Here is a 20,058-nt window from a genome sequence, read left to right on the forward strand (position 1 = left end):
CAATAGATGCATCATATCAGATTGAAGATGGTTCATTCAAGTTGAGGAATCTGCAAAATCTGCGATTGTATTGCCTAATGTGGCACTGCCTTGTAAAATAAATGCACTTCACACGAGAGGAGACCGATTTTTTGCCTGTATCTATGCATTTCAATTGCACCTTCTATTTCGATGACGATCTGAGAGAGGTTCCGCACTCCCTCTCTGATATGTGTAATGCCATTGCTTATATAAAAGAACAGACCCAATCTGATCAGCAGAATCAAGAGGAATTAGGAAGACAATACGGAATGCTGGGTGTTTACAGCCGAATTGTCGGCAATTACGCGGACAGCATTACGTACTTAACTTCCGCAATCTCTATTCATTCTGCAATGAACAATGCTAAGCAGGTGTGGATCAATAAGCTCCGTCTCGCTCATACCTATCAATGGATGCGTGACTTCCACACATCGAACCGCATGTTCGACGATCTATTGGAACATGCGATTTCGAACGATCAACATTTCAATTTGCTTGACTTTCTCTATCAACATTATGGTAAAAATCTATATGACCAATACAAGTACGAATCAGCTCTCCCTTGGTTTGAAAAAGCATTAAAAATCCGAACAAAGTCCGAAAACGAAGAACTGATCCATTCTTCCCAAATCGCAATAGACGCCTGTATAAACCATATTCTTAAAGAAACCGGAAAATCATCATAATCCGTACAATTTACAAATATTCTACAGTTATGTTCGTATAAAAATCTATTGACACCCTAACATTTGCATGGTACATTAAGTAAAATTTCATGAGTCAAACGGTGAAGGAAACGAACATTCAGTGAAGCCTGCAGAGAGCCGATGGTCGGTGTGAATCGGTGGCGGATTGACTTGTTCCAGCGTTCCGGAGTTGTTGCGTCGAACCCTGATGGCAGTAGGCGTAACCGAATCGAACCCGTTAACGTTCGGCGTCTAGCATAGACGCGTAAGGCTGCTTGTGCGAATAAGCAGCGAATTAGGGTGGCACCACGAAGATGGAACTCTCGTCCCTTACTACGGTCGTAGTATGTGGACGGGAGTTTTTTGCTATATTCTGGATACATAACCAAGGCCTCATTTCAACAGCAAGATAACGGCATTGCCGTTTCTAATACAATATATAGCTATGCTCAGGAGGGAGAATTCCATGTTCAAAGTATTAGTATCAGACCCGATTAGCGATTTCGGGATTCAGAAGCTTGTTGACGCAGAGGATATTACAGTTGTGAAGCAAAAAGGGTTGTCGGAGGACGAGCTGGTTGGCATTATCGCAGATTATGATGCTCTGCTCGTTCGCAGTCAGACTCGCGTTACAGCACGCGTCATGGAAGCAGGTAAGAATCTTAAAGTTGTGGGCCGTGCGGGAGTCGGTGTAGACAACATTGATCTGCAAGCAGCCACACAGCACGGAATTATCGTAATCAATGCTCCTGATGGGAATACGATTACAACTTGTGAGCATGCTTTTGCCATGATGATGGCATTATCTCGTCATATCCCTCAGGCTTATGCAAAGACAATCAATGGAGTATGGGATCGCAAGACTTTCTTAGGTGTCGAGCTGATGAACAAGACTCTTGGTGTTCTTGGTATGGGTCGTATCGGCAGCGAGGTTGCCAAGAGAGCGAAGGCATTTGGCATGGACATCATCGGATATGATCCATTCATGACAGAAGAGCGTGCTGAAAAATTAGGGGTTAAGCTTGGCACAGTTGATGAGATTATTCGCGCAGCCGATTTCCTGACGGTTCATACACCATTGACGCCTGAGACGAAGCATATGATTGCTCGTCCACAATTCGAGGTCATGAAACGCGGTATGCGCATTATTAACTGCGCACGCGGTGGAATTATCGATGAAATGGCACTTGTCGAAGCAATCGATGAAGGCATTGTGGCAGGAGCCGCATTCGATGTATTCGAGGTTGAACCTCCACAACCGGATCACCCATTCTTGAGTCATCCGAAAATTATCGTCACACCTCACCTTGGCGCATCCACTGTTGAGGCGCAAGAGAACGTGGCTGTCGATGTTTCGGAGCAGGTGCTGCATATTCTACGCAATGAACCGTTCAAGAATGCAGTTAACATGCCGCCGGTTGCGCCGGCTGTATTGAATAAAATCCAACCTTACTTCACACTTGCGGAGAAGCTGGGGCAATTCGCTTCACAAATGACAAAGAGCCCAATTCTTGAAATCCTTGTTAACTACTCTGGTGATCTGGCTGAGGTCGATACGCAAACTATTACGAGACATATCGTGAAAGGCGTTCTCACCCAGCATTTTGGCTCAGATGTGAACATCGTCAACTCTGTTCACCTTGCCAAAACGCGCGATATTCATATTATCGTTCAGCAATCCCACGTTGCCAAAGGGTTTACAAATCTGTTGTCCGTAACTTTGAAGACGAACACAGAAGAACGACTCGTAGCTGGTACATTGTTGAACGGATATGGGGAACGTATCGTACAAATTGACAAGTACCCTGTAGACCTCTCGCCAGAAGGGCATCTGCTATTAATTTCGCATGATGATAAGCCTGGCGTAATTGGAATTGTCGGTACACTACTTGGATCAAATGGTGTTAACATCGCAACCATGCAAGTTGGTCGGAAAATTGTCGGAGGGTCTGCCATCATGGTGCTTTCCGTCGACAAAGCCATTCCAGAAGAGGTAATCGCAAAACTGAAAGAAACTACAGACATTAAAAAAGCCAAAGAAATTGTGCTGTAAACCGAACTTATCCTTCATCAGCTCGTGGAGTAGTGGAAACTGTTCCACGAGCATCAAGATTAATCGGAAAATTGTGCCCTCGTCTGACACATATTCCAATCGTCATTCTACAAAAAAAAAACACCCTATTGCCGATGAACTGCGCAATAGGGTGTTTTGTGTCATATACTGGTTTGTGTTGGCTGTACGGGTAGAGCAATGGAGAATGTAGTTCCCTTCCCTAATATGCTGTCGACTCGGATATGACCCTGATGTGCTTCGATAATATTTTTGACAATCGCTAGACCTAGTCCTGTGCCGCCTGAAGGGCCGCGTTTGCGTGCCTTATCAGCCTTATAGAATCGTTCGAACACATACGGGACATCCTCTGACGGAATACCCTGACCATGATCCTCAATGTGAATCCACAACCACTCATTGTCCGTACGTTCCGTCCGAATATGAATCGGTTGTCCTTCAGAGGAGTGGCGTAGTGCATTGTCCAGCAAATTCGTCAACACTTGCTCTAACCGATCTTCATCCGCTTCAGGAAGAATTGGATCCATCGCATGAAGTTTCATTTCAATCGGTATATTACGTTCCTTCGCAAGTACTGTGAATTTACGATAGACTCGGGAAGCAAGTTCGTGAACATCCGTCTCTGCTTTGTGCATTGGCAGATGGCCCGCCTCCATGCGAGCTAGGTCGAGCAGATCCTTCACCAGCCTTCCCATACGCAAGGACTCGTCATGAATAACCTGAACAAGCTCTCTGCGTTCCTCTGGCGAAGCAGCTATATCATCCAATAATGCCTCACTATATCCTTGAAGCATGGACAGTGGCGTACGAATCTCGTGCGATACATTCGCGACGAAGTCTTTGCGCAGCTTCTCCAGCTGCACTTCTTCGGTCACATCCCGCAATACGGCTACGGCACCGCGTACGCGGCTGTCTGCATGCAGAGGCCCCATCACAACAGACCAAACCTGCTGCTTCACATGAACACGGGTCGTAACCTCCCGAGCTTCAGAAATAACGGTATGAAAAATGGGTCTTAACGGCTCCGGCACTCCGGATGCACCTGTCATATCTTCATCGATCGCCCAATCCATTCCATTCCAGCGGCTCATGACTGTTTCACCATGCGGGTTCGCGAGCAGCACCTGTCCCGATGCATCAAAGGTAATAACAGCATCCGTCATACTGCGCAAAATACTCGCTAGATGCTCCTTCTCATGCTGCAAATCCAAAATGGTGGAGTTCAGTTCCTCCGCCATATGATTAAACGTCTGGGACAACTCCCCGATTTCATCAGAGGAGCGAAGTGTTACTCGTGTGGAGTAATCGCCTTGACGAATCGTATCGGCCGCTTGCTTCAGCTTACGAAGCGGTTGCGTAATCTTCGTAAATAAGAAGAACGCAAAGAAAGTTGTAAGTGAAAATCCAATAATTCCTGTATATACGAACAACTGCTTGATATCGTTCGGATGCGCGAAATTGCTGTCAATGTAATGCAGCAAATACAGACCTAAAATGATAAGTACAAAAGCAACTAGACCAATAATGGTCATCCACAACTTGCCGACAATGCTTCGCCAAAATTTCACGTTATTTTGGCACCTCGAGCTTGTAGCCGACACCCCATACCGTAGTAATCATAGTAGCTGCTTCTGGCGAGACCTTATTCAACTTCTCACGCAGGCGTTTCACATGCGTATCTACAGTACGAAGGTCTCCAAAGAACTCGTAATTCCATACATCCTTCAGCAGCTCTTCTCTTGAGAACACCTTGTCCGGAGATACCGCCAAATAATGCAGCAGTTCATATTCCTTAGGCGTCAAGCTAATCTCTTGACCCCCTGCTGTCACACGATGTGCATCATGTTCAATAATGAGATGCGGGAATACAATGTTGTTGCTCGCCTTCGGATCGCTTGTCAAAAAGGCTGTAGCCGAAGATCGTCTCAGGACTGCCTTCACCCGGTAGATGACCTCGCGCGGACTGAAGGGCTTGACGACATAGTCATCTGCACCAACTTCGAAGCCCTGCACTCGGTTAATCTCTTCCCCCTTGGCTGTCAGCATTATGACTGGCGTCGCCTTCACTTGTCTTAAGCGCGTGCATACTTCTACACCGTCGATGCCTGGTAGCATCAAGTCAAGAAGAATAAGGTCATACTCTTCACTTACAGCCATTCGCAGCGCTGCTTCTCCATCTTCCGCCTCTTCAATTTCAAAACCTTCTTTTTCAAGGTACATTTTCAACAGTCGGCGTATCCGCTCTTCATCATCGACGATCAAGATTCGATTCACTTGCTCGGACATGTATGACTCCCCTTTCACCATAAAAGAAAACCTCAAGCGAAGCCAAGTGCGGCTGCAATTGATGAGGTTGGTAGCTCTAGCTGTAATATAAGCAGGCAACTCGCAGGATGCTCCTCTCGTCGTCGCCTTGATACTTGGCTCTATTATAGCAAAAATGTGAACGACTGGGGTACTCCTTGTTCGTAATCCCAGTCGTTTCATCTTTTTTCCATTTGTTAACCTTTATTTTTATACCCCTGAGTAGGAATGCAGGCCTGATATCACCAAGTTCACCCCAACAAGTGTGAACATGACGATGATAAATCCAATTACCGACATCCAAGAAGACTTAGTTCCCTGCCAGCTGCGTGCTAGACGCAAGTGCAGGTAAGCGCTGTATGCAAGCCAAGTCACAAGCGCCCATACTTCCTTCGGATCCCAGCCCCAAAATCTTGACCATGCAACCTGAGCCCAGATCATTGCAAAGATAAGTGCGCCTAACGTAAAGATCGGGAATCCTATCGCAATTGAGCGATAGCTAATCTCATCCACAGTGTCTGGATCAATCCCATGGAATAAGGGTTGAAGGGCCTTCGCGATTGGCTTGCGCAGCAGCAAGCGAATTAATCCGTACAAGATCAGTCCCGCGATGACCGACCATACTACCGTATTCAGCTTCCGGCCCGCTTGAACTCCCTTCATCCAGCCCGGTGCTTCCATTAACGGCAGCTTCATGCCAAGGAAAGAGGGTAGTGATTGCAGGGTAGCTTCATCACTTAAATGCGGAGCCACAAGCGGCGGCATTGTATAGGTGACCATCTCCAAGCCTGTCTCGATCTCCCCTCCGGTCTTGACCGTTTCAACTTTCTGTCCTATAACCACCTCATAGCTTGCAGCACGAAAACTGTATACGACCACGATAAAGCCGATGAATACAACGATGCATCCCATTGTGAACTCAAGCCAGCGCTGTGGCTTGCGCGAACTTCCAGCATCCCAACGGACGGTACGCAATAAGTAGAGCAGTCCTGCAACGAAGGCTACCGCAAAGAAAGCATAGCTAAGTGCCGACATCGTCACATGAAGCTTCAGCCATACCGAGTTCAGTTGTGGAATAAGCGGCTGTACCTCGCTTGGAAAGACCGATGCATACGCCATCATCAAGAAGGCGAGCGGTACAGCAAGGATCCCTAATACAGTACTTCGGTAAATAAGGTATACAACGATAAATGCACCGATAATCATCATCGACAAAAATGACATGAACTCATACATATTGCTGACAGGGATATGCCCAGCGTATGCCCAGCGCAATCCGAAATAAACGATCTGGCTAATAAATCCAAGTATCGTTACACCAAATGAAATTGCTCCCCATCTGCGTTCGAAGCGAACGGGATCGCGAGTTTTCATCTTCCGGCCAGCAACAGTCACGACGTACAAAATAAAGGAAAGACAAAACAAGAAAAACGCGATAATATATGCGTCCTGACTCCATTGCAAAGTCACGCCTTATTCCCCCCACGATCGATCGATTTGGCATCTACTTCTACGTGAACAGCTCCGAGTGCACTCGCCACCTCATTCCGAATTCCATACCAGTTCTTATTCGTATGGGCACCGAGCAGTAAGCGATTGCCGTCGATTCGAAGCCATATGCGGCGATGCTGCCAATAGAAGCCCATAACTAGACCGATCATACTGATACCAGCCCCAATCCAGATGAGCGGCAGCGCCGTCTCCTTACGCACGGTCATATAACTGATTGAATTCGTATAGATGATATCTTTCATGGATTCTAATCCGATGCGAAGATTGGGCATCGAGCCAGACCCTAAACTCTCTCTCAGCTTGGCATTAATGTCATCCTGATGAAATTGATCTTTGTCCTTAGGCAGCGCGAAATACAAGTAAGGCAAGCCTTCACTTGGGAGATTCGGCCCCTTAATCAAGAAGCTGAATGCAGGTGCGTTCGGGTTTTGCGATTTTGTTGTCAGTTCTCCGTTTTTGCCAATTGCAAAATCCAAGTATTTCCCTGTCAGTTTCAGTGAATATGAACCTGCTTGAAACTCCGTAGCCGTATTCTGCACCCGAAGTTCAAACTTGCCGTATACCTCTCCTGTGTCCACATTGCTAAGTACAGGGCTTACCGCAACGAGACGCGATTCAAAGTCGCTCTGATAGACCATGAGCCCTTCATATTCAAGCGGTGAATTCAACTGAATATTGTGCTGAGCTACCTGTTCAAGCACAGGCTTCACACGCGCATCACCACACTTGTCCACACACTTGAACAGTGTCGCCTTCGTCTCGAACAGCTTCGGTATGACACGCCCTTCCTTCACGAACTGCTCAGGCATATCTTCCTTGCCGTAATATTCAACTGTAAATTTATCATTCTGCAAATAATAGGGAGTTCCAGGTATTTCACGGGCTTCTCCTTGCGGAAAGCCGTCATAATAATCGTAATGCCAGCCTGGGATGCTGCGTGCAAGTATAGCAAGCAAGAAGAGAATAAGTCCGATATGGTTGATGTACGGCCCCCAGCGGCTGAACCGGTTCTTCTCAGCTAATAGCGCCTCATTATCCTTAGTAACTCGGTAGCCTTTCTTCTTGAGTACGTTCGACATGTTATCCAGCCAAGCTTCAGCATCTTGGTTTATTGATCCTTCATAGACAATCCGCTGTCTCGAAATAAACTGGACATGCTTACGTATCTTCTGCCGATGTAATGCACGATATAACGGAAGTACACGATCAATGCTGCAAATGACCAGTGAGGCGCCGATCATGACAAGCAATGTAATGAACCACCAGGATTCGTATGTATGAGACAAGCCAAGCATATAATAGATTTGTCCCAATGTACCGTACGTGCTCTTATAATATTGTGTCGGGTCTATGCTGAGAAATGAGCTTTCCTGTGGGTAGATGGTGCCGAGTGACGCACCAATTAATGTAATGACGATAAGAATAACCGCCACTTTTACTGAGGAGAAGAAATTCCAAATGCGATCAATCCATGACGGACTTGCCTTCTGTGACTTACGCGCAACCCCGTCATAACGCATTTCCAGTACGGAATCCACCTCATCCCCTTCAAATAGCGGCTTGCCGCAGGCCTCGCACAATACAGTTCCTACTGCATTCTGATGGCCGCATTCGCACTTCGTATTCTCAAACCGCACAGCCTAGTCCTCCTTCCCTTCAAGCCCTATTCTTTCGCCATTTGTTCCAAATAGGACTCTAGCTGGCTTGTAGTGACTTCCCCAGTATGAATAGCATGGACTTTGCCATCAGGCTTGATGAAGAATGTGGTCGGCAATGGACGGACACCGAAGGCTTTGGTTACACTCTTATTTGAATCGAGCAGCATCGTGAAATGAACATTTACCGCTTTCATATAATTGTCCACAACGATCGCATCTTCTCCATAGTTGATGCCGACGACTTCCACGTTGCGATCCTTCCAATCATCTGCTGCCTTCTGCAAGGTGGGCATCTCCCGCTCACACGGTTCGCACCAGGAGCCCCAGAAATTAAGCACCAGGGACTTTCCCTTGTAATCACTCAGCTGCACAGTATCGCCCTTCAGCGTATGAAGCGACACATCTGGTATGCGGCTGCCAACCTCAGGGTATGTAGGCTTACTGTACGCATTGCTAATTGCAATCCCGCCAAGTATCGCAATGACAGCTAGTATGAGAATCTGGACTGTCTTGTTTCTCTTGCCCAATATCATCGCCCCTTCTTGATGTGGTTCAATTGATATAGATTGAACACTTGCTTTCTATGACATATTTCACATTCAGACGACATAATTGCAACAATTGCATTACACCATCCACGACTATTATAATTCATAGATTAGCGGACATATCTTCCTCAATATGAAAATTATGTGTCACCATATACTGGGCGGGGTGCAATAAAAGCGATTTACTGCTCTATCCGATTTACGTATGCATGGTACGGTTGGATTTCATCTCCATACGGAGTTCGTTGACTTCCGACTTCGTCAGCACACGGTGTTTGCCACGGGCAATTCCTTGCAGCGTAATATTGCCGAACTTCACACGCTTCAGCTTGGTGACAGGATGGCCAATCACCTCGAACATGCGGCGAACTTGACGATTGCGACCCTCATGGATCGTTATACTGATGGTTGCCGTATTGCTCTCCAAGTCAACATCATGGTATTCCACCGCAGCTGGCTGAGTCATACCATCCTCAAGTTTAACCCCTTTCCTCAGTTGCTCCAGCTTATCCCCATGAGGTACGCCTTTCACGGTTGCATGATAGGTCTTCTCCACATGATGGCGCGGATGCATGAGCATATTGGCTAACTCACCATCATTTGTAAACAGCAGCAGCCCCTCTGTTTCATAATCGAGGCGTCCTACCGGATATACTCGTGCCTTTACACCCTTCATGAAATCCATGACTGTCTTGCGGCCTTCTGGATCTGATGTACTTGTAATAACGCCTTTTGGCTTATGGAAGGCTAATACTATTTTGTCGGACTTAACCGATATCGTTCTCCCACTAACAGTAATCACATCGCTTGACGGATCTGCCTTTACGCCTAGAGTTGTTACGACTTCTCCGTTAACTTCTACCTTACCTGCCTTAATAAGCTCTTCACACTTTCGACGCGATGCGACGCCCGCGTTCGCCAAAATCTTCTGTAAACGTTCTTCCATGAATGTCTGTCACCTCAAACTATTAGTATCCTCATTGAAGAGAAAAGCCCGCTGCCAAGAGGGCGCGAGCTTGTCATTAACTTACATTATTCAAGCTATTATGATATTACCCTGTAATGAAACCAAATACAAGGAAACAGACGACAATTGCTGCAATAAATCCGACCAAATCAGAGAATAGGCCAACTTTTAGTGCATACCGGCCTTTCTTAATCCCAACAGCGCCGAAATATACGGTCAACACATAGATCGTTGTATCAGTGCTCCCCTGTATCGTTGAAGCAATTCTTCCAATCATGGAATCAGGCCCGTACATCTTAATCAGATCGGTAGTAAAGGCAAGAGAGCCAGCTCCTGTAATGGGCCGCAAGAAAGCAAGCGGCATCACCTCACCAGGAATGCCAATCCAATCGAGTATCGGACGCAGCAGCCCCACCATCCAATCCATCGCACCAGATGCACGGAATACACTGATCGCAACCATCATGCCTACTAAGGTTGGAATGATGTTGATTGAAGTTTGGAATCCATCCTTCGCCCCTTCAACGAAGGTCTCATATACGGGCACACGCCGAAAATAGGCAAACAGCGGAATAAAAACGATAATGGCCGGTATGGCCCATGCGGATATAGAGGAAACAAATGCATACATAACCGGACCATCCTTTCTACTTCATTTCGAGGCTGGAAGTAAGGTCATGATGCCATAATCATCAAATCATTGTTCAACTAGCTGGTGTATGATATCCCGCTCCCTGAGAAGCCGTATACCGCCCTTTGTCAGACTTTAATTGTTGCGGGGGCGGACGCTTCGCATCCTTTCTTCGGTACCATCGATCCGCGAAGATCGCTGCAAATGTTGCTACAATGGTCGCAAGCAGCGTAGTACCTACAATCTCGGCAGGATTAGCAGAGTTGAAATTCATCCTTATCGCAATCAATGTTGTTGGGATTAGGGTTATACTTGACGTATTGATTGCAAGCAGCGTGCACATGGCAGGCGTAGCCGTATCTTTATTCGGATTTAATTTCTGGAGCTCCTGCATAGCTCTTATCCCCATCGGTGTAGCTGCATTGCCTAGCCCAAGCAAATTCGCGCTCATATTCGACATAATGAAGCCGAGAGCAGGATGGTTGCGAGGTACATCGGGAAACAAATACCTAACGACTGGACCAAGAGCCTTGGCAAGCCGCTTCAGCAACCCTGCATCCTCTGCAATCCGCATGATCCCTAGCCAGAACACCATCACACTGATGAGTCCAAAGCTTACAGATACTCCTGTCTTCGCTCCCTCGAACACGGCTTCCGTCACTACGTCAATCTTTCCCTGAGCGGCAGCAGCGATGAATCCCACAAGCAGCATGAACATCCATATCGCATTTACAATGACAACCGTCTCCCTTCCCATGGGCGATCAAGCTGCGCCAAATAGTCTGCCTGTTACACGTTTTAGTACCATCATCCATTCACTGAGTACGTTGCCGCTCTTTCTTTCACTTGGAACTGCAGAAGTGTGTTTGGCTGAACCACCTCGAGTTGGCGCAGATTCGTCTGGAGAAATTCTTCGAACATCTACACTGGCTATCGGTTCCTTGTCCACATACATCGTCAAGCGTCCCTGATGACCTAACCTTGCATCGAGACTACCGCTAGCCGGTACGAAGAGCTTGGCAGACAATTTCGATTGCTCCCCATATCCAAGCGGATACGTCAGCGATCTAGAAGCTTCGAATGGCTGACCCTCAATATGTTGGCCTTCCTCTACAATCTTCGCTTGCGGAAACGCTTGAAAGCCGTAATCGAGCATCCTTCTATGGTCTTCCCAATCTCTGGAGTCATTCAGTGTTACAGCAACAAGCTGCTGGCCATTCCGTGTGGCAGAACTGACTAGACACCGCAATGCACCTTTCGTGTAACCTGTCTTCACACCATCTGCTCCTTCATACAAGTGAAGCATTTTATTCTTATTGCCCCACACATAATCCCAATTGTCGATTGTATTAGGCGCCTTCTTCGTACGGGTGCGCACGATTTCACGGAAGGTTGCATTATGCAGTGCATATGCTGATATACGAGCTAGATCTTCTGCAGTCGTATAGTGACCCTTCTCATCCAAACCATGAGGATTGCGGAACTGGGTATGCTCCAACCCGAGCAGCTTCGCCTTCTCATTCATTAAGTGGACGAAGCCTTCTTCCGAGCCTCCAACGTGCTCAGCAATCGCCACCGCAGCATCGTTTCCTGAACGAAGCATAAGGCCATACAACAAATGGTTGAGACTCATCTCTTCTCCAAGTCTCAAGTAAATGGAGGAGCCTTCCTTCCCTACAGCACGAGAAGTCGCCTTTACTTTATCCTCCAGCCGGCCATGCTCAATTGCCACAATCGCGGTCATCACTTTCGTCGTACTCGCCATTGGAAGCTCCTGCTTCCCGTTATGGCTGTACAGCATTCTTCCAGATGCTACATCTATTAAGGCTGCTGCTCTTGCTGCAGTAGATGGAGGCGCGATTCGAGCCGAAGCAGTTCCATTCGATGGCTCAACCTGCAGCGGGATAGACCATTCCTGTACAGCCTCACGCTGTGTGCGACTTGTGTCCACGGATGGATCAGCTGACGCGGCACGTCCATACAAATCATATGCCAGAACCGAACCCAACAGTGCGCACAACGCAATCATCTTTCCAACTTGTCCTACGTATGGATGCTTGCTCATACGTTCCTCCTTAATCTGTATACCGGTCAAGTTGTTCCATATGTATGCTTGTTCGAGACCGAGTATGTCCATCACTTACGATTACTTAAGCAAGCAGGAGTTGCTCTAATGAAAAATAGCGTCAAGCTCCCGTTGACTGCATCGCCATTTTACCGGCAATAACGGCAGCAACAATCAAGCCTGACGCCATATTCCTACCGATCCGATATAATAATATCCTCGGCCGTCGTTGATTCCTGCTTCTTGAACATCGAACTGATTTGATCCAGCACATTAGGTGCGGCATCAATAATTTTCTCCAGCAAATGCGTCTGATTGTCGAGCGACACGACATCAATGCCCCGTCTGCCAACGACGAGAAAGGCAATCGGTGTTATGTAGACGCCACCGCCGCTACCTCCTCCAAATGGCTTCGAACCATAGGCATAGGCTGCAGGAACAGTACGCGCCTCACCACGTTCTGAGGCTGGTCTGTCATGTCTGTCGTGCCTGTCGTGTCTCTCATCCAACCGGAAGTCGCTGCCTCCTGCCGCAAAGCCAAATGCAACACGGCTTATCGGCAAAATGACACTGCCGTCAGGTGTTTGGACAGGATCGCCCACGATTGCATTTACATCTACCATAGCCTTAATATTGTTAAAGGCTGCATGCATTAAGCCCTCGATAGGATGTTCCGCCATGTTCGTATTCCTCCTTCTGCGCGAACGATGCGAATAATCAACTTGATTACAGCAGTTATAGCGTGCACGATGCGAATTTTGGTTATACAAACGATCCTAGTGGAAAAAAAAGGGGTGTGAAATTGCGGATTCACTTCCATCTGAGGATGTCTTCGAAATCGAATATGGTGAGACAATGCTCCTACCAGCATGCTCTTCACTGACCATGATGCCCCTGTCAATAGACAAGCTGTTGCTGGATTAAGCAGTCCAATCTCCGTATCCCAAGTAAACATGCTGCACTGTACCCGTTGGAGAGTTTCTTTGAGCCAATGAATGATGCAACGCGTATGACGTAGAAGTCGCCGCACGTTGTGCTTATATCTCTCTATCAATTTTTTATCGACCTGAGTTTCATCTCGACTTGCATGACCTGTTCCGACATTATCCTTAGCTTTTACATGCAGGTGAACCCCTGTTTCCATGTTAATAAATCGAATGGATCGCCATTCATATTTCCAACGAAGCAGTCCATAGCATGCCCGAATCAAAAGAACAACTCGCTCATGTTTTCCTGATTTGTGAATGATGATTTTGCACTCAATGGACGAAAAGACAATGAGGGCAAGCAAGACAACTACTATCCCCCCAGCAATCGCCCATCCTATCATGTCATGCGCCTCCATTTCCTAAACTATCCGTATTATGGCCTTTTATCCAAACTAGCATGCACGAGGAGCATAATTCCGAGTGACCTTACCAAATAAAAAAACCCGGCAGCTCGTATTATCGCATACGAAGCTGACGGGCAAGCATTAGAACATATTGATGCTCCTCGTTCAAGCAAGTTTCTTTGAATGTTAGGGACAAGCGCCTCTTTACAGCATCAGCTTGGAACGATCAATAGATTGACCAGGCAAAAGTTCCAGTCCTTGAATCCCAAGCTCCTGAAGCTTCGCCACAAATGCTGCCCCATCCTGTTGAATAGGAGGAAATGTATTGTAGTGCACGGGGATGACAACTTTAGCCTGTACCCACTGCGCAGCTAGCAATGCATCTTCCGGGTCCATCGTGAAGAAGCTGCCAATTGGCAAGAAGGCGATATCTGGCTTGTAGCGATCGCCAATGAGCTTCATATCGCTGTACAATGCAGTGTCTCCGGCATGATAAATCGTTAGCCCTTCTGTTTGCAGGACAATCCCTGCAGGGTTACCCATATAAATATCCTGACCATTGACTGTAACGGAGGAACTGTGCAGGGCAGGCACTAGCGCAACCGATCCAAATTCGAATGGAGCTGGTCCACCTAGGTTCATGCCTATAGCTTGCGCACCTTGCGATTCCATGTAGTTCGTAAGCTCTACCATGCCAATAATAGGCGCTTTGCAGCGCTTGGAGATGGATACCGCATCACCAATATGATCGCCATGTCCATGTGTGAGCAGCACATAGTCCGCATGAATCTCTTCTGAGCGTGTGACTGCTGCAGGGTTGCCAGTCAAGAAAGGATCAATGATAATACTATGCTGTTCGGTAACAAGCTGAATGCAGGAATGACCGTGGAAATGAATGTTCAAAGCAGTTCCTCCTCATATTTGCATATTCAACAGCTTCATACGCAGAAGTTCTTATCGTATCTCTTCCTCGTGCTCATGTTGAACTCCTGCTTCCAATTGTTCTTCAACTTCCTTCACGTCTTCAATCGTCAATTGGCGTCCATCTAACTTCTCGAACAAGAGCTGTGTTTCCTCTTCTAACCCATCCATTTGTTCAAAAGCAGAGGAATCCGGCAGTTCTTTAATTGTTGATAATCCGAAATAATCTAAGAATGATTTCGTTGTGCCATACAAAATCGGCCTTCCGATCGCTTCTGCTCGTCCAACCTCTTCGATCAAACCCTTGTTCGTTAGCGTCTGAATCGCACGATCCGATTTTACGCCGCGGATTTCTTCGATCTCAACACGGGTAATCGGCTGTCGATAGGCAACGATAGACAAGGTCTCTAGGGCTGCTTGCGACAGTGAAGAGCGCGATGGCGAATATGCCATCTTCTCAAAATACGGGGCATGTTCTGGCAATGTAGCTAGCTCGTACATCCCTGCGATTGCAACAATTTGCAGACCACGTTTCGAGCGCTCGAAGTCCGCGCGCAGATCGTTCATCGCTTCCTCTATAACCTCTGGGCGCTGTTCTGTAATTTCTGAGATTTGCTTAATGTTCAAGCCTTCATCTCCAGCCATGAACAACAACCCCTCAATAATCGACTTCAGCATCTGAAAGTCCATCTTCCGTGTCCACCTCCCCACTCCATTGAATCACGATGTCCTCAAAGAGGCTATCCTGGTAGCAGCGAACTTGCTTCATCTTCATCAGCTCCAGCAGCGCGAGAAAGGAAACGACAATTTCCGAACGCGTGAGATGCTCGCTAAGCAAGTTAGAGAACATCATCTTACCTCCCTTGCCAAATGGACGCAGCGTGTCGATAATGCTCTTAATCCGATCCTTCACCGATATTTCATCCCGGTGGATTGTTGCGACCTGCGTTCTGCGCGACGCTTTACTAAGTGCCTTGCGGAAAGCTGCGATCAAGTCTGTGACATGTAATCCATCCACTGGATTATCAGGAGCTGTTGGCATAAATGGCGTTAAGTCCTCTGGTTCCTTGGAAAAAATCATGCTTCGTTCTGTCTCGCGTTCCCGGAGATGCTCCGCAATTCCCTTGTACTTTCGGTATTCGATCAACTTGCGTATAAGCTCTGCCCGCGGATCAGGCTCATCATCCACATAATCTTCATAGTCGTCCCATTCCATGACCGGAGGCTTGGGAAGCAATTGCTGTGATTTCATGGACAGCAACGTTGCCGCCATAACGAGAAACTCGCTCGTAATCTCCAGCTCTAATTCCTGCATGTTGTGCAAATATTCCATATATTGATCTGTAATCTCACTAATCGATATATCTTGAATATTAATTTCCGCTTGGTCGATTAAATGCAGGAGCAAATCGAGCGGTCCTTCAAACTGTTCCAGCTTATACGTTACGGTCACCCCGTGATAACCTCCTGAGCAATAAAAACAAATGTAGCGCCCTTGCAAAAAGGGCACTACATTAAATAAGCACTATTTTAACTGATTCGTCAAGTTCGCCATTTCAATTGCAGTAGACGCAGCTTCCCAACCCTTGTTACCTGCCTTCGTTCCTGCACGTTCAATTGCCTGCTCGATGGAGTCTGTTGTCAGCACTCCGAATATGGTCGGAACCCCTGTCTTCATGTTCACTTGCGCAACGCCTTTAGCCGCTTCACTGCACACATAATCGAAATGCGGAGTGGTTCCGCGAATAACTGCGCCTAGTGTGATCACCGCATCATACTTCCCGCTCTCCGCCATTTTCTGCGCAATAAGTGGAATTTCAAATGCACCCGGGACCCAGGCAATATCTACCTCCTCATCTTTAACCCCGTGGCGCTTCAGCGCATCAAGTGCTCCCGAAACAAGCTTGCTGACAATAAATTCATTGAATCGACCAGCAACAATTCCATATTTTAATCCTTCGGAAACTAAGTGTCCTTCAAATACATGTGGCATAAGTAAAGTCCTCCTCTGTGATAAATAACTGAATCATATCGATTTATCGCACGCTTGCGGTACTTCATTTCCTTCAGGGCTTATCTGCGTGCTTGTTCATCCTGTTCAATATCGTCGAATACGAGCATATGCCCGAGCTTTGCAGCCTTCGTATGCAGATATTTTGTGTTGTCTTCATTCTCCTGCATTTGAATCGGGACGCGCTCAACGACCTCCAAACCATAGCCTTCCAACCCTTTAATTTTGCGAGGATTATTTGTAAGAAGGCGAATTTGACGAATGCCAAGATCTTTCAAGATTTGAGCTCCAATGCCGTAATCCCGCAGATCCGCTGGAAATCCAAGCTTCAAGTTGGCATCCACAGTGTCTAGCCCTTGCTCCTGAAGCTTGTAAGCTTTGAGCTTGTTAATAAGTCCAATCCCGCGGCCTTCCTGGCGCATATAGAGCAGGACGCCATTGCCTTCCTTGTCTATTTGTGAAAGCGCAGCGGCGAATTGAGGGCCACAGTCGCAGCGATGTGAATGAAATACATCCCCGGTTAAGCATTCCGAATGAACACGAACAAGTACTGGCTGAGTTCCATCAATGTCGCCCTTCACTAAGGCAACATGTTCCTTATTGTCCACACCATTCGTATAGGCAATAGCTCGGAATATCCCGAAGTCAGTAGGCATGTTCACCTCGACCTCACGTTGAACCAGCTTCTCCTTCTCATTACGATAATGAATGAGATCCTTGATGCTGATGAGCTTCAAGTCCCATTGCCCCTTCAGTTCCATCAAGTCGGGCAGTCTCGCCATCGTGCCATCTTCCTTAATCACTTCGCAGATGACACTAGCAGGTGCAGATCCGCTCAACCGGGCGAGATCAACCGCTGCTTCCGTATGCCCTGCACGGCGCAACACACCACCATTCTTCGCTATTAACGGGAAGATATGACCCGGACGGCGGAAATCTTCTGCCTTGGCGTTCGCATCCAGCATCTTCTGGATCGTTAGTGAGCGTTCGTGCGCTGAAATGCCAGTAGTCGTATCTACGTGATCAATAGATACGGTAAATGCCGTACCGTGATTGTCCGTGTTGTGTGCAACCATTGGGTGAAGCTCAAGCTCCTCGGCACGCTCCTGCGTAATAGGTACGCATACCAATCCTCGGCCTTCTGTAATCATGAAGTTAATAACTTCCGGTGTTGCCTTGTCGGCTAACGCGATAAAGTCGCCTTCATTTTCCCGATCTTCGTCATCAACCACAATGATGACCTTGCCCTGCTTCAAATCTGCAATTGCGTCCTCTATCGAATCAAAGTGAAATGCTTCCTTCATGTTGTTCCTCCCCTTTCACCATTACATAAAACCATGCTCTGCCAAAAACGCTGCATTAAGACCTCCAGAACCAGAACGATTCGAATCCTTTGTCTCGTTCTCCGGCCCCGATCTACCATACCGGAGCAAATGATCCACATACTTGCCAAGCACATCACATTCAATGTTGACGGTATCACCCGGCTGCTTGCGCTGAAGAGCGGTTTGTGCCAACGTATGTGGAATAATCGATACGGCAAACTCTCCATGCTCTGCTCGTGTTAGGGTTAAGCTGATGCCGTCAATGGTGACAGAACCTTGTGGAATCATATATTTCGCCATCTCAGGCCGACTCGCCCGACATTCGATGACGACAGCATTCGCATCTCTTGTTCGTCCCACAATCGTTGCAAGACCATCTACATGTCCTTGCACAATATGACCGCCGAATCGCCCGCCTGCTGCCATTGCACGCTCTAGATTGACCGGATCGCCCGGCCTTAAATCCTTCAAATTCGTGTGGCGAAACGTCTGCGGCATCACATCCGCCATGAAGGAGGTGCCATCATATGACGTTGATGTCAGGCATACACCATTGACAGCGATGCTGTCCCCCAGCTTCATGCCATCTAGAACCTTAGATGCTCGGATGTGAAGCACCATCGCCTCACCCCGCTTCATCACAGACTGCAGTGAGCCCACTTCTTCAATCAGTCCGGTGAACATTGCTATGCTCCTCCTTTATGCTGGAATGAGTCAAATGCTCCACCTCACGCTTGCCGAAAGGATATCCTGTGATGCAGATATTATCTCCGAGCTTCTCAACCTCCACATGCTGAAGCCGGTATGCATCCTGCATCCTCTCTACACCTTCAAACACAAAACTACCAGGCGCATGCTGACCGCCGACGACAATCGGAGCCATAAATATTGCAACTTTGTCGACCAGCTTCTTCTCTAGCATCGCCCCATTCAATCGACCTCCACCTTCAAGGAGTATGGATCCGATCTCATGTTGGCCACACCATTCCATCATCTGCTGAAGGTCTACCTTCTCGCCTTCACCGCACTCGATAACCTCTACGCCTCTGGACACCAATTCACGCCGCTTCTCCCCGCTTGCCCGTGCAGTTGTGAAGATGCAGGTTCGTGCAGCTTGATCGGTTACGACGTTGGCGTCCATAGGGATCCGAAGCTTCGAGTCTACAATCAAGCGCACTGGGTTTACCCCAGGGACCGACAGACGTGTTGTCAGCGATGGATCATCCGCAAGCACAGTGCCTATGCCTACCATAATCGCTTGATGACGGTGCCTCATCGAATGAACGAGTTCACGACTTCGCTCATTCGAGATCCACTTGCTGTCCCCAGTCGAAGTGGCGATCTTGCCGTCCAGCGTACTTGCTGTCTTGAGGGTAACGAACGGAATGCCGGTCGTAATATGCTTAGCGAACATTTCAATCAGTGCGAGACCTCTCTCCCGAAGCACATCCAACGTTATCCCAATTCCATGATCCTTCAGTAGAGCAATTCCTCTCCCTGCAACCGCTGGATTCGGATCGACGCAAGCGATCACGACACGGGCAATTCCCGCTTCAATCAATCGCAGACTGCAAGGCGGTGTTCTCCCATAGTGGCTGCATGGCTCAAGGGTCACATACGCAGTCGCTCCTCTCGCCGCTTCACCAGCCATCTGTAAAGCATAGACTTCCGCATGGCCTTCACCACGCCGCAAATGAGCTCCAAGACCGACGATTCGTCCCTCGTTCACAATGACACAGCCAACTGCAGGGTTCACATCGGTCTGTCCAAGCACCTGCTCTGCCATGTTCACAGCGAGCTGCATGTACAGTTCATCATTGATAACAGCAGACATTAGGTATCCTCCTTTCCACAAACAGATCAAGGCTAACGCAAAAAAGCCCTTCGGATCCTCCGAAGGGCATGATTGATTGAGCTTACAGGTATGTACTTAATTTCACAATAGTCGCACATAAGCATAATTTCCATTTGTATATGACAAATAAAACCGACAACAAGGATGTTC

General features: G+C 47.6%; 20 protein-coding genes and 1 other annotated feature. Of the genes, 2 read left to right on the forward strand and 18 right to left on the reverse strand.

From position 1 onward, the window contains the following. The first annotated feature begins 131 nt into the window (after window positions 1-131). Entirely contained in the window at window positions 132-707 is a 576-nt protein-coding gene (locus BP95_RS0120380; protein ID WP_021252916.1) for a tetratricopeptide repeat protein, read from the forward strand. Between the two features lie 92 nt (window positions 708-799). After that, window positions 800-1,041: a binding site (T-box leader), on the forward strand. 132 nt (window positions 1,042-1,173) lie between these two features. After that, entirely contained in the window at window positions 1,174-2,760 is a 1,587-nt protein-coding gene (gene serA, locus BP95_RS0120385) for a phosphoglycerate dehydrogenase (protein WP_021252917.1), read from the forward strand. 161 nt (window positions 2,761-2,921) lie between these two features. Here serA and BP95_RS0120390 read toward each other — a convergent pair whose 3' ends face one another. The 18 genes from BP95_RS0120390 to ribD all read right to left on the reverse strand — a co-directional run bounded on the left by BP95_RS0120390 (window position 2,922) and on the right by ribD (window position 19,887). After that, on the reverse strand, window positions 2,922-4,346 hold the full coding sequence (locus BP95_RS0120390; RefSeq protein ID WP_021252918.1) for a sensor histidine kinase: 1,425 nt from the start codon (window positions 4,344-4,346) through the stop codon (window positions 2,922-2,924). Window position 4,347: 1 nt separating this feature from the next. After that, window positions 4,348-5,064 carry a response regulator transcription factor gene (locus BP95_RS0120395; protein WP_021259234.1) on the reverse strand — a complete coding sequence of 239 codons (717 nt, stop codon included), beginning with the start codon at window positions 5,062-5,064 and terminating at the stop codon, window positions 4,348-4,350. A gap of 228 nt (window positions 5,065-5,292) precedes the next feature. Then, window positions 5,293-6,552, reverse strand: a complete 1,260-nt coding sequence (gene ccsA / locus BP95_RS0120400) for a cytochrome c biogenesis protein CcsA (RefSeq protein ID WP_028533105.1) — start codon at window positions 6,550-6,552, stop codon at window positions 5,293-5,295. Further along, window positions 6,549-8,231, reverse strand: coding sequence for a cytochrome c biogenesis protein ResB (resB, locus tag BP95_RS0120405; protein ID WP_028533106.1), 1,683 nt, complete (start codon window positions 8,229-8,231; stop codon window positions 6,549-6,551). Before resB ends, ccsA begins: the two co-directional genes overlap by 4 nt. 26 nt (window positions 8,232-8,257) lie before the next feature. Continuing rightward, complete coding sequence (locus tag BP95_RS0120410; protein WP_227774399.1) at window positions 8,258-8,785, reverse strand: redoxin domain-containing protein; 528 nt, start codon at window positions 8,783-8,785, stop codon at window positions 8,258-8,260. A 214-nt stretch (window positions 8,786-8,999) separates the two neighbouring features. Beyond that, window positions 9,000-9,746 carry a pseudouridine synthase gene (locus BP95_RS0120415; protein WP_021252922.1) on the reverse strand — a complete coding sequence of 249 codons (747 nt, stop codon included), beginning with the start codon at window positions 9,744-9,746 and terminating at the stop codon, window positions 9,000-9,002. Between the two features lie 106 nt (window positions 9,747-9,852). Further along, a complete protein-coding gene (locus tag BP95_RS0120420) occupies window positions 9,853-10,398 on the reverse strand; it encodes a spore maturation protein (protein ID WP_021252923.1) in 546 nt (181 codons plus the stop codon). Between the two features lie 73 nt (window positions 10,399-10,471). Beyond that, entirely contained in the window at window positions 10,472-11,134 is a 663-nt protein-coding gene (locus tag BP95_RS0120425) for a nucleoside recognition domain-containing protein (protein ID WP_036667435.1), read from the reverse strand. 27 nt (window positions 11,135-11,161) lie between these two features. Next, window positions 11,162-12,463: a D-alanyl-D-alanine carboxypeptidase family protein gene (locus BP95_RS0120430; RefSeq protein ID WP_021252925.1), complete on the reverse strand. Its 1,302-nt coding sequence runs from the start codon at window positions 12,461-12,463 to the stop codon at window positions 11,162-11,164. A 194-nt stretch (window positions 12,464-12,657) separates the two neighbouring features. Further along, on the reverse strand, window positions 12,658-13,143 hold the full coding sequence (gene ytfJ, locus BP95_RS0120435) for a GerW family sporulation protein (RefSeq protein WP_021252926.1): 486 nt from the start codon (window positions 13,141-13,143) through the stop codon (window positions 12,658-12,660). Continuing rightward, window positions 13,116-13,793 (reverse strand): DUF2953 domain-containing protein, encoded by a 678-nt coding sequence (locus BP95_RS0120440; RefSeq protein ID WP_028533108.1) that lies wholly within the window; start codon window positions 13,791-13,793, stop codon window positions 13,116-13,118. Before BP95_RS0120440 ends, ytfJ begins: the two co-directional genes overlap by 28 nt. 207 nt (window positions 13,794-14,000) lie before the next feature. After that, window positions 14,001-14,699 (reverse strand): metal-dependent hydrolase, encoded by a 699-nt coding sequence (locus BP95_RS0120445; RefSeq protein WP_028533109.1) that lies wholly within the window; start codon window positions 14,697-14,699, stop codon window positions 14,001-14,003. 51 nt (window positions 14,700-14,750) lie between these two features. Next, the gene (scpB, locus tag BP95_RS0120450; protein WP_028533110.1) at window positions 14,751-15,407 is read right to left on the reverse strand and encodes an SMC-Scp complex subunit ScpB; all 657 of its coding nucleotides are present in this window, start codon (window positions 15,405-15,407) and stop codon (window positions 14,751-14,753) included. Then, complete coding sequence (locus BP95_RS0120455; RefSeq protein ID WP_028533111.1) at window positions 15,376-16,170, reverse strand: segregation and condensation protein A; 795 nt, start codon at window positions 16,168-16,170, stop codon at window positions 15,376-15,378. Before BP95_RS0120455 ends, scpB begins: the two co-directional genes overlap by 32 nt. A gap of 72 nt (window positions 16,171-16,242) precedes the next feature. After that, the gene (ribH, locus tag BP95_RS0120460) at window positions 16,243-16,710 is read right to left on the reverse strand and encodes a 6,7-dimethyl-8-ribityllumazine synthase (RefSeq protein ID WP_028533112.1); all 468 of its coding nucleotides are present in this window, start codon (window positions 16,708-16,710) and stop codon (window positions 16,243-16,245) included. A gap of 80 nt (window positions 16,711-16,790) precedes the next feature. Beyond that, window positions 16,791-18,032, reverse strand: a complete 1,242-nt coding sequence (locus BP95_RS0120465) for a bifunctional 3,4-dihydroxy-2-butanone-4-phosphate synthase/GTP cyclohydrolase II (protein ID WP_028533113.1) — start codon at window positions 18,030-18,032, stop codon at window positions 16,791-16,793. A 21-nt stretch (window positions 18,033-18,053) separates the two neighbouring features. Next, complete coding sequence (gene ribE, locus BP95_RS0120470) at window positions 18,054-18,737, reverse strand: riboflavin synthase (RefSeq protein ID WP_028533114.1); 684 nt, start codon at window positions 18,735-18,737, stop codon at window positions 18,054-18,056. Continuing rightward, entirely contained in the window at window positions 18,718-19,887 is a 1,170-nt protein-coding gene (gene ribD, locus BP95_RS0120475) for a bifunctional diaminohydroxyphosphoribosylaminopyrimidine deaminase/5-amino-6-(5-phosphoribosylamino)uracil reductase RibD (protein ID WP_021252934.1), read from the reverse strand. The genes ribE and ribD overlap by 20 nt, the downstream gene beginning before the upstream one ends. Between the last annotated feature and the right edge of the window lie 171 nt (window positions 19,888-20,058).

Origin of the sequence: Paenibacillus sp. UNC217MF, assembly GCF_000686865.1 — a bacterium.
GTDB classification, from domain to species: Bacteria; Bacillota; Bacilli; order Paenibacillales; family Paenibacillaceae; genus Paenibacillus_B; species Paenibacillus_B suaedae.